This window comes from Candidatus Aminicenantes bacterium, assembly GCA_026393795.1.
Taxonomy (GTDB): domain Bacteria; phylum Acidobacteriota; class Aminicenantia; order UBA2199; family UBA2199; genus UBA2199.
This window is the reverse complement of the sequence record JAPKZL010000176.1, coordinates 1-10,952: the sequence shown is the minus strand read 5'-3', so window position 1 is coordinate 10,952 and position 10,952 is coordinate 1. Positions and strand designations below refer to the sequence as shown.

Below are 10,952 nucleotides of genomic sequence, written 5' to 3'. Positions count from 1 at the left end.
TCGGCTTTGGCCGCCTGAAGCTTAAATGATCGCCGGCGGGAACGGCCGTACGAAAAAGCGCTATTGACAATAAGCCTTAATTTTGATATTTTATGGCTTACGGGTTCCTCAGTAGCTCAATCGGCAGAGCAGATGGCTGTTAACCATAAGGTTGGGGGTTCAAGTCCCTCCTGAGGAGCCATTTTTTTCTCTCCGTTCCCGATATCTTCAGCGCTCATTTTTGTAATTCCGGCAAAATCACTTATAATAGCTTCATGGCCGTTGAGTATCGAAAGCTGGTCCTGAAGGCGCGCGAAGAGAAGCGCATCCTGGACGGCGAATTCTGGGCCTACGACAACGAGATCGCCGGCGGCCTGAAATCGTTCGCGCCGGGTGAGCTTTGCCGCCTTTTTTCGGCATCGGGAATGTACATCGCCACCGGCTACGTCAACCCCCTTTCGACCATCTCCTTCCGCGTTCTGAGCTACGACCCGGAGGCGGTGATCGACCGCGATTTCCTGCGCCGACGCATCCGCGAAGCCGACCAGCAGCGCCTAGCCCGGCCACGAAAGCGTGGAGTGACGGCGAGATTCTTTGCGGCCCGCCGCTCACCGGGCCGGTAACCTTCCTGGAAACGGGCCTGCGATTCGAGGCGGACGTGATGCGCGGACAAAAGACCGGGTTCTTTCTCGACCAGCGCGACAACTACCTGCTGCTCAAGGGCATCGTTGCCGGGTGCGAGGTCCTGGACGCTTTCTCCTATGCCGGCGCCTGGGGGTTGCACGCCCGCGCTTTCGGAGCCGCCCATGTCGAATTCCTTGAGATTTCCGGCGAATACATGAAGCAGGCCAGGGAGAACGTCGCTCTCAACGGTTTTGCCGAAGCCGATTTCACCTTCAGCCAGGACGACGCCATCAAGGTGCTCAAGGAGATGAGCAAGGCCGGCGTCAACAAGGACATTGTCGTCCTCGACCCGCCGGCTTTCGTCAAGGCCAAGAACAAATTGCCGGAAGCCAAGCGCGGCTACAAGGAGATCAACCTGAGGGCGCTGAAGATGATCCGCCCGGGAGGTTATCTGATCAGTTGCTCGTGCTCGCACTTCCTGGAGAAAGACGATTTCCTGCAGGTGATCATCAGCGCCGCCAAGGATGCCGGCCGCCGGATCAAGCTGATCGATTTCAAGTCGCAGCCATACGATCACGCGGTGCTGCTGCCCCTGTTCCAGTCCGATTACCTCAAGTGCGCGTTATTCTATGTGTATTAGAAATGAATGGATCGGATGTAGGGGCGGGGCTTGCCCCCGCCCTGAGGTTGAAAACAACCTGGGAATAAATTAGAGCACCCATGAAAAATATCGATCGTGATTCCAAACCCCGTTTTGTTTTCGGGCCTGTCCCCTCCCGGCGCCTGGGCATCTCGCTGGGGCTGGACGTCATCCCCTTTAAAACCTGCAGCCTGGACTGCCTGTACTGCGAATGCGGCCCCACCACCCGCCTGACCATCGAGCGGCAAAGCTTTTTCCCGAAAAAGCAGCTGCTCGCCGAGCTCCGCTCGACCCTGCCGCACATCCCGCATCTCGATTTCATCACCTTTTCCGGTTCCGGCGAGCCAACTCTCAACGCCGACCTGGGCTGGTTCATCGGCGAGATAAAAAAGCTCAGCCGCGTGCCGCTGGCCGTTCTGACCAACGGCACGATGATGCACCTAGAAACGGTGCGCCGGGACGTGCAAATGGCAGACGTCATCCTGCCGTCGCTCGACGCGGCCACCCCGGCCGCCTTCGTTGGCATCAACCAGCCCCATGCCGGCTTGGATCTGGAACGGATCATCGCCGGCTTGGCCGCCCTGCGCGAGGAATTCAAGGGCAAAATCTGGTTGGAGGTTTTCATCGTCAAGGGAATCAATGACCGGGAGAAAGAGATCGCCGCCCTGGGCGCGGCCATCCGCCGCATCCGCCCCGACAAGGTCCAGCTGAATACCCTGGACCGCCCCCCCGCCTACCCCGGCGTCGTATCGGCCGACTTCGTTGCCCTGGAAAAGATCCGCGCCGGCTGGCCCGACCTTAAGGTGGAGATCATCAAGCGCACCAGCCACCGCGGCGAGATACTGTCTTTCAGCCGCAACCTGGAAAACAGCCTGTTGAACACCATCCGCCGCCGGCCGCTGACCCTGGACGATCTGCAGGCCCTGACCGCCAAGGGCGAGGCGGAGCTGCGCCAGTATTTGGATGTCCTGGAGAGGGAGAAAAAGATCCGACCGGTGATCCAAGACAAAAAGATTTTTTTTACTGCGGTTTGAACCCTCCCTTTTAAAGCAGCAAGCCTGCTTGGAGTAGAATCAATTATTCGATCTTCTCCTCGATGCGGCCGCTGCCGTCGACGCTGAGCTTGCCGTTGAACAATCCCAGCATCGTGTTTTTTAGGCCCAGCAATGCCGCGTCGTCGAGCGGCGGCTGCGGCAGCAGTTTTTCATCGATGTACCATTCCTCCTGGAAACCGTGGTCGCCGGGCATGTAAATGTATCTCCTGTCGTTCAGCCGCATACCGCGGTGCTTGCTGCGGATGACGATGGGGGTGAATTCTTTCTTTAAAATGATCTCGCCGCTGTCCGGGACCAGCTCGAGGACTTTCTGGACGCCGGGATAGGCCATGCGCATGCGGTTCCTGATGTAGGGAGTCTCCGGCGTGTACCACAACTCCGTCTCCATGTAGGCCGGATAGCCGCCGAAGGAGCCGCCGCGCATGACCGGCAGCAGGGAACGGCCGCGGAAGCGGTCCGGTACGGGAAGGTTGAGCATGTCAAGCAACGTGGGAGCCACGTCGATGTCGCGAACCGTCGGGGCGATGCGCCTGCCGGCGAAGGACTCGTAGGGCGACCAGACGCCGAAGGTCATGGTGTTTGAGTAGGGGCCGCGCAAATGGTCGCCGTGGCCGATGCCGTAGCCGTCTTCGTAAAGGCTCTCGCCGTGGTCGGAGAGGATGACCACGATGGTGTTGCGGCTCAGGCCCGATTTTTCAAGGAAGGCAAGCATGTCGGCCAGGCTGTCGTCGAACAGGCGCACGCCGCCGTCGTAGAAGGCGCGGATCTGGCGGCGGTCGCTCTCGGGGATGTCGCTGCGCGAGAATTCCTTCATGGCCGTGTCGAACTTGCAGTACTTGTGCGGGCCCCGGTAGCCGGGGTCGGTGTACAATTTATAGTACGGGTATTTGGCAATGTAAGGGAAATGGCAGTTGGAGCTGAAGCTCAGCAGGAAAAATGGCTTTTGGGCGGCAACGGCGGAGCGGATGAAATATTGGGAACCGCGGTTGAGGTAATAGGGGTCGAGGTACATCGGCATGCCCGCCATCTCGGGAAAGAAGCGGTGTATGGCCGGATGGATCAGGAAACCCAGCAGCAGGTAGTGGACCTCCAGGCAACGCTGGCGGATGACGTTCTTGATGGTCAGGTACGGCGCTTCGACATCGTCGAAGCCGTAGTCGATGCGGGTGAAGATGTCGCCGGCAAAATCGCTGACCACGCCGGTGCGGTAGCCGTTTTGCTTCAGGATCTTGGTCAGCGTGAACCAGTCGCGGCGGCGTTCCTCAAAGCGGGGATACATGTGGCGGATGCCATGCTCCGGCGGATACGTGGAGGTGAGCAGCGAGGTGAAGGAGGAGAAGGTGCGGGCCAGGGACGACGTGGCGCCGGAGAAATTGGCGCCGCCGGCGAAGAGCTTGTCCAGGGCCGGCGTCGGCCGTTGGTAGCCGTTATAGCCGATGCTGGTCGGGCGCAACGAATCGGTACCGAAGATGAGGATGTTGGGCTGTTTGCTTTCCGGCGCTTCGGCCCGGGGCACCGGGAAGCGCAAGACCAGCAGCGCTCCGAAAACGACCAGCAGGGCGCCGGCCCAGAGCCGCTTTTTCCTCCAGGCCAGGGACAGGACCAGGGCCGCCAAAAAAGCGAACGGGAGAAAGAGCGGCATGCGGTCGGTGAGCAGCAGCTGCAGCCCCCGCCGCAATCCGCCCTTGTTGTACAGCTCTTCCATGAACAGCTGCGGATGCAGCTTGACGGCGTAAAACCAGAAGGACAGCCATACCGACAGTTCGAGGGCGGCCACGCTCCACCAGCGGCGCAGCTTGAGCAGCGCGGCGCCGGCGGCGACGGCCAGGGAAATGACCGCATAGGCTAGCAGGATCTTCAGGTTGTAAAGGATAATGAGACCGGAGTAGTTGTCGCGCACCATCTGTTCGACCTGGGCGTCGCGCACCCCCATGTAGGAGAAGCTGAAGAACAGCAGGAAGGAGAGGGCGAAAAGCAGGATGGACCAGACCAATCCCGTCCAGAAATACATTTTGAATTTTTTCATGGCTGTAAGGACGTATCATAGCCAAAACCATCAACACTGTCAACTTGTCTTTTTTATCGCCCCGGGGCATCCGGCGGCAATCCCTTTTTGAACAGCCATAGGCCCAGAAACATGCTCAATTCACGGTCACCTGCGCTCAACTGGCTCAGGAACTCAGCCGTGTCCAGGTTGCAGCCGCGTCGTTTCGCGAGAATGGCCCGCAAGCGGAAAAGCAATTCCTTTTCACCGAGCCGGTCGGCGAGGGCGGCCAGCATCAGCGCCGGCTTGACGTAGACCAGGGCTTGATAAACCGCGCTGCCGCGGTTCATCAGTTTCAGCGAAACCCCTTGGGCGGGAACTCCCAGATCGGCGTATCGTTTCACCTGCTGGTTCAGCCGCTTGAGAGCATTCCGGTAGGCTTTTTCTCCTTGGCTTTCACGCAAATAAAGCAATGTGGAAAAGGTGGCCAGCCCTTCGGTGATGCAATTGTCGGCCGAGGTTTTCCAGGATACCAAACCGCCCCACCACTGGTGGGCCAGCTCGTGGATCAACAGGTCGGTTTTGGCGTCGATGATCGAAAACATTGATTCGGACTGGGTTTTCTTGGCGGCAGCGGCCAAAAAGCGCGACGAGGGCTCCTCCAGGTTCAGGACGATAAGACCCGTGTAGCTGGTGCCGCTGAAACAGCGCCCGCTCCTGAACAAAACATTCAATTCCGGCAGGTCGAGAGGGCCGAAATGCTCAATCAAAAAAGAGAGGGCCTGGGCCATGTTTGCGTCGGTGAAATAATCCTTATAGTTGCAGGCGGGCCAGCCGTGGAGCCGGATGGGGATCGCCCCGCCAACGAGGCCAACTTGCTGAAAACGGCCAACGACGAACGTCAGGCCTTTGGCTTGCGCGTTTTCGAACCTATAGGTGTTAGAAGCGGATTCCGGTTCCACGCCGATCAGCGTGCCGCTGCCCAGGCAGTTCCATTCGTTGGGAATGCGGATATTCATTTGCAGCGGTATAAAGTCAAGCTTCGGATGCGGGTAGAAATCCTGGAGGTAGGAAAGGAAATAACAATCGTCCGCCATGATCGGCATTTCAGGAATATCCTGGCTCGCGGATGCGTCAATCGGGTCTTGAACGCGAACGAGCCGGCCGCTGTAGCGGAGTTCCAATTCCATTTCCCCGCTTCCTTGCACGAACACCAAGCCGGAATCCTGCTTGAAACTGAGTTTTGTCTTCGATCCGCTGCAAACGGAGTTGACCTCCAGGCCTTCGGCCAGAAACAAACACCGCTCAGGAGCCGGATCGGCAAAGTGCAGACGGACGGCCGCATCCAGAAAATTGCGGGCCGGGTCAAAAAAGGCGTCCATGGTGAGGGAGCGCAGCCTGCTGTTTTCCAGTCCCGTTTGCACCAGATCGGAGGCGCCAGCGCCAAGGGCGCAAAGAATGAATAGGGCAATGGCAGCAATCCACTGCGTGCTTGGCCATGCCCTCGGAAGGCCGATCGAATCAACGTCATTTTTTGTTCCCATCTTCTCCTCCCTGACCCCGCCGGTGCGGCCGCAGCCGCTATCCGTGAGGGTCAATTCCGGATTCGGGTCAAAATTCATTGACCGATCAGTTGACGTTCCGGGAGAAGCTATCGTTTGAGGACAAAAGTAATATTTTATTTTTTAAACCCCGGGTATTAATTTCGCTATCACAAGATAGACCAAAGTACTATGCGTGGCGCCCCCCTCGGGGGACAGACCGATCAGATTACCAACACTATGTTTTTGGCAAATTCTGTAAGTCGCCAAAAACATCCAGTGTTGGTATAGTCACACTGAATAGTCACACTATGGATTCAGCAATTTTATTAGAAGCTGAGACCATCCAGTGTGACTATAGTGTGACTACCGCTTTTATATCCGGATGATCGGTGCTGCCTGGTCAAGTTGACTTGACCGGCTAAAAGTTATAAAATCGACTAATGAAGGAAACCATGCACTCCACCACCGTGCTGTGCGTCCGCCACCAGGGCAAACTGGTCATGGCTGCCGACGGTCAGGTGACGTTCCAGAATACCGTTTTGAAGCATACGGCGAAAAAAATCCGCCGCTTGTACAACGACAAGATCCTGGCCGGGTTCGCCGGGGCCACGTCGGACGCCTTCTCGCTTTTCCAGCGCTTCGAAGCCAAGCTCGAGGAGTACAACGGCAACATTTCGCGCGCCGCCGTCGAGTTGTCCAAGGACTGGCGCACCGACAAGGTCCTGCGCCGGCTGGAGGCCATGCTCATCGTCGCCAACGAGGAGAAAATGTACATCCTGTCCGGGACGGGCGACATCATCGAACCGGATGAGAACGTCCTGGCCATCGGTTCGGGCGGACCGTACGCCATGGCCGCCGCCCTGGCCCTGAGCCGCGACACGACGCTGGACGCCCGCGCCATCGTCGAAAAGGCGATGGCCATCGCCGCCGACATCTGCGTCTTCACCAACAGCAATTTCTGCATCGAGGAACTGTAGATGAGCGAATCGGTCCTCAATAAGGGCGATGAACTGACCCCAAAGGAGATCGTCAAGGAGCTCGATAAGTACATCATCGGCCAGAAAAACGCCAAGAAGTCGGTGAGTATCGCCCTGCGCAACCGCTTCCGCCGCCAGAAACTGCCGGCCGACATCGCCGATGACATCATCCCCAAGAACATCCTGATGATCGGGCCCACCGGCGTCGGCAAAACCGAGATCGCCCGCCGGCTGGCCAAACTGACCCGTTCGCCCTTCCTCAAGGTCGAAGCCTCCAAGTTCACCGAGGTCGGCTACGTGGGCCGCGACGTGGAATCGATCGTCCGCGACCTGGTGCGCATCGCCGTGGACCTGGTCAAGGCCGAAAAGATGGTGGAAAACAAGGAAAAAGCCAGGCGCAATACCGAGGAAAAAATCCTCTCCATCCTGCTGCCGCCGAAACCCGCCAAGGAGACGACCGACCCCGGCGCCGCCGGCGAAGCGGACAGCTTCCAGGAAAGCCGGGAAAAACTGCGCAAGCTCCTGCGCCTGGATAAGCTGAACGACCGCGTCATCGAGGTCGAGGTCAAGTCAAATTCCTTCACCCCTTTCGAAATATTTTCGGCGTCGGGCGTCGAAGAGATCGGCATCCAGATCAGCGAAATGATGCCCAATTTGATGGGCGCGCGCGGCCCCAAACGGCGCAAGATGCCTCTCGGCGAGGCCTTCGATTACATGATGATGGAGGAGCAGAACCGGCTGCTGGACATGGATCAGGTGTCCAAGACAGCCATCACCCGCACCGAGCAGATGGGCATCGTCTTTTTGGATGAGATCGACAAGATCGCCGGCCGCGAAAGCGGCGGCCACGGTCCCATGGTCTCGCGCGAGGGGGTGCAGCGCGACCTGCTGCCGATCATCGAGGGGACCACGGTCAACACCAAGTACGGCATGGTCAAGACCGACCACGTCCTGTTCATCGGCGCTGGCGCTTTCCACGTGGCCAAGCCGGCCGACATGATCCCCGAGCTGCAGGGACGCTTCCCGATCCGCGTCGAGCTCGAATCGCTGAGCAAGGACGATTTCGTCCGCATCCTCACCGAGCCCAAGAACGCGCTGGTCAAGCAATACCAGAACCTGCTGAGCACCGAAGGACTGGACATCCAGTTCAGCGCCGACGCCATCGAGGAAATCGCCACCATGGCGGTTGAAATCAACACCTCCTCGGAAAACATCGGCGCCCGCCGCCTGCACACCATCATGGAGAAAGTCATGGAGGATATCTCCTACGAAGCCTCCGACCTGGACAATGGCCAGGTGAAGATCGACCGTGCCTATGTCGATAATAAAATAAAGGACATCATCAAGGATGGCGATCTGAGCAAGTACATCCTTTAAAGGGCAATGAAAAAAAACCTGCTTTTCCTTTTCGTGCTGGTCACCGTGTTTTCCTTTTGCGGCAAGAAGGGGCCGCTGGTATTGGAACCGGAGAACACGCCGCCGGCGGTGGAGAATTTCCGCGTCAGGCAGATCGGCGGCCAGATCGAGCTGGCCTGGAATTTTCCCGCCTCCCTGGACGATAAAAAACAAGCGTTCGAACCGTCGTCGGTCTCCAAGGTCTACGTCTACCACGACAGCCTCAACCCCGGTGAAACGCCGGCGGCCGATGCCTTCATTAAAAAGGCCGAGCTGCTGGCCAAGTTGAAGGCCGATGAAATCAAGGGCAGCGGCCAGAATTCGCCTTCCTGCCGCTTCACCTTCAAGAACAAGGATTTGCAGGAAAAGATCCATGGCTTCACCGTGGTCTATTATTACGCCCGGAAAAGATCGGCGCCGGGACCGTTGCTGACCTTGAAAACCATGCTCACTCCCCCGCCCATCCAGGACCTGCAGGTGTCGCGGCAGGGGAAAGCGGTCACCCTCAACTGGAGCCGGCCGGCAGCGGCCGACAAAGAGCGGGGCCTGCCGGAGATCAGCGGCTACCATGTGTACCGCCGGATCATGGGCGCCGGCGGCGAAGCCGATTTCCGGCCCATCGACGCCGAACCCGTGATCAATGAGTTTTTTCACGACCTCGATACCGGTACCGACGGCGAATACGAGTACCAGGTTTCCTGCCGCCTGGGCGAGCATGTCGAAAATGCTCCTTCCAACTCGGTCAAAGTCAGTGTCCAGGACACGTTTCCCCCCGACATCCCCAACAACCTGGTCAGCTTCACCGCCAAGGACCAGGTTTTTTTAACCTGGGAAAGCGTGCCCGACAAGGACCTGGCATTCTATCGCGTCTACCGCAAATCGACTGAAAAAGAGGATTTCACGCTTCTGGCCGACTCGGTGAGCGACAATTTTTTTCACGATAAGCAGGTCGTTCACGGCAAAGCATACACCTACGCCGTCACCGCCGTGGACAAGAAAGGCAACGAAAGCGACTTCAGCCCCCCGGTGCGGCAGCTTTTCGAATAAGTCCCTTCATGGCCGGCACTGAAAATACGTCAACGCCAAGAACCAAAGTCGCCCTGATCGAATGCCCGAGCTACGATCCGGAACTGGTTTTGCAAGCTCTACGCCAGGGCGTCGGACTTCTGGGCGGTATCGGCCGTTTCGTTGCCGCGAATGAAAAGGTCATGCTCAAACCGAATTGCCTGTCAGGGGCCGAGCCGCATAAAAACGTCACCACCCACCCAGCCGTGCTCAAAGCCATGGGTCTCCTGTGCCAGGAAAGCGGAGCCAAGGTCAGTTTCGGCGATTCCCCGGGCTTCGGCAGTCCGGCGGCAGCGCTGGCCAAAGCTGGATTGACCGCGGCGGCCAGGGAAATCGGCATGGCGCAAGCCGATTTCACCACCGCCGTACAGGTCGGCTTCAATGAAGCCATGATCACCAAGCAGCTGGTCCTGGCCAAAGCCGCGTTGGAAACCGACGGCATCATCAGCCTGGCCAAGATGAAAACCCACGGGTTCATGCGCATCACCGGCGCGGTCAAGAACCAGTTCGGCTGCGTTCCCGGCATGCGCAAGGCCGAGTTTCATGTCAAGATGCCAAGGGCCGAGCACTTTGCGGCCATGCTGGTTGACATCACCCGCTTCCTCAAGCCCCGTCTCTACGTCTTGGACGGCATCGTGGCCATGGAGGGCAACGGCCCGGGTTCGGGAACGGCGCGGCCCATGAAGGTCCTTCTCCTTGCAAGCGACCCGGTCGCCCTGGATGCCGTTTTCTGCCGGCTGGTCCACATGCCGGCGACCTATGTTCCGACCATGAAGCCCGCCGCCCTAAGCGGCCTGGGCCGGTATCAGGATGACGAGATTGAAATCTGCGGCGATGAGATCTCTCCGCTGGAATGCCCGGATTTCAAGGTTGTCCGCCAGCCGGCCGCGACCATGGACAGCTCTTTCCCCTATTACCTGAAAAAATGGGTTACGCCGCGGCCCTTCATCGATACCGCTCTTTGTAAAAATTGCGGCGTCTGCACGGACGTGTGCCCGGTGGAACCGAAGGCGGTCCAGAAAAAACCGGGCGCTGCGGATTCAAAGCCGGCTTACGATTATCCGCGCTGCATCCGCTGCTATTGCTGCCAGGAGATGTGCCCGCATGGAGCGATCACCATCCGGCGGCCGCTGTTGAGCCGACTCATTCACCACTGATTCCAGCCCGATGCCAGTTGACTTATCTTGGAAAAAAGCTAGAATTGATCCGGTCGGGCATGGCCATGATGAGAACTTCGAGAGCATAAATGAGCACAAACAAAGAAAAACCTGGTAGGCAGATCCGGCTTAACGTATTGGTAGTCGATGACGAAACGAACATTCGCAAGACCATCGCCATTTGTCTGGAAATCGAGGGCTGCCAGGTCCGTTCAGTCGGTGATTTTAACGACGCCGTCAACGAGATCAAGCAAAATGTTTTCGATGTGGCCTTTCTTGATCTGCGCTTGGGGACCAAGAACGGCCTTGAACTGATCCCCTACCTGCAATTTCATTCGCCGCGTGCCAAAATAGTCATCATCACCGCCTATGCGTCCATCGACTCGGCCATCGAAGCGATCCGCATGGGGGCGACCGATTACATTCCCAAGCCATTCACGCCGGCCCAGATAAAAATGGTCATCGACAAGATCAGCGAATTCGGGGACATGCAGCGGCAGATTGAATACCTCCAGTCCAGCCTGACGGCAAG

At 58.2% G+C, this 10,952-nt stretch carries 10 protein-coding genes and 1 tRNA gene; 9 read left to right on the top strand and 2 right to left on the bottom strand.

Going from position 1 to position 10,952, the window contains the following annotated elements; all coding sequences use genetic code 11:
• Positions 1-105: 105 nt before the first annotated feature.
• The 4 genes from NTW95_08350 to NTW95_08335 all read left to right on the top strand — a co-directional run bounded on the left by NTW95_08350 (position 106) and on the right by NTW95_08335 (position 2,277).
• Positions 106-181 (top strand) — tRNA-Asn (locus NTW95_08350).
• 73 nt (positions 182-254) lie between these two features.
• A complete protein-coding gene (locus NTW95_08345; protein ID MCX6557420.1) occupies positions 255-602 on the top strand; it encodes a hypothetical protein in 348 nt (115 codons plus the stop codon).
• Entirely contained in the window at positions 569-1,243 is a 675-nt protein-coding gene (locus NTW95_08340) for a class I SAM-dependent methyltransferase (GenBank protein MCX6557419.1), read from the top strand. Before NTW95_08345 ends, NTW95_08340 begins: the two co-directional genes overlap by 34 nt.
• A gap of 80 nt (positions 1,244-1,323) precedes the next feature.
• Positions 1,324-2,277 carry a radical SAM protein gene (locus tag NTW95_08335; GenBank protein MCX6557418.1) on the top strand — a complete coding sequence of 318 codons (954 nt, stop codon included), beginning with the start codon at positions 1,324-1,326 and terminating at the stop codon, positions 2,275-2,277.
• Positions 2,278-2,320: 43 nt separating this feature from the next.
• Here NTW95_08335 and NTW95_08330 read toward each other — a convergent pair whose 3' ends face one another.
• Complete coding sequence (locus NTW95_08330; GenBank protein ID MCX6557417.1) at positions 2,321-4,324, bottom strand: sulfatase-like hydrolase/transferase; 2,004 nt, start codon at positions 4,322-4,324, stop codon at positions 2,321-2,323.
• Positions 4,325-4,377: 53 nt separating this feature from the next.
• Positions 4,378-5,904, bottom strand: a complete 1,527-nt coding sequence (locus NTW95_08325) for a M1 family aminopeptidase (GenBank protein ID MCX6557416.1) — start codon at positions 5,902-5,904, stop codon at positions 4,378-4,380.
• 362 nt (positions 5,905-6,266) lie between these two features.
• On the opposite strand from NTW95_08325, the gene hslV reads away from it, so the two are divergent.
• The 5 genes from hslV to NTW95_08300 form a co-directional block, all read left to right on the top strand.
• A complete protein-coding gene (gene hslV, locus NTW95_08320) occupies positions 6,267-6,803 on the top strand; it encodes an ATP-dependent protease subunit HslV (protein ID MCX6557415.1) in 537 nt (178 codons plus the stop codon).
• The gene (hslU, locus tag NTW95_08315) at positions 6,804-8,180 is read left to right on the top strand and encodes an ATP-dependent protease ATPase subunit HslU (protein ID MCX6557414.1); all 1,377 of its coding nucleotides are present in this window, start codon (positions 6,804-6,806) and stop codon (positions 8,178-8,180) included. It abuts the gene before it with no gap.
• Between the two features lie 6 nt (positions 8,181-8,186).
• Complete coding sequence (locus NTW95_08310) at positions 8,187-9,245, top strand: hypothetical protein (protein MCX6557413.1); 1,059 nt, start codon at positions 8,187-8,189, stop codon at positions 9,243-9,245.
• A gap of 8 nt (positions 9,246-9,253) precedes the next feature.
• Positions 9,254-10,420, top strand: coding sequence for a DUF362 domain-containing protein (locus NTW95_08305; GenBank protein MCX6557412.1), 1,167 nt, complete (start codon positions 9,254-9,256; stop codon positions 10,418-10,420).
• 89 nt (positions 10,421-10,509) lie between these two features.
• The coding region (locus tag NTW95_08300; GenBank protein MCX6557411.1) for a response regulator at positions 10,510-10,952 on the top strand (443 nt) is incomplete at its 3' end.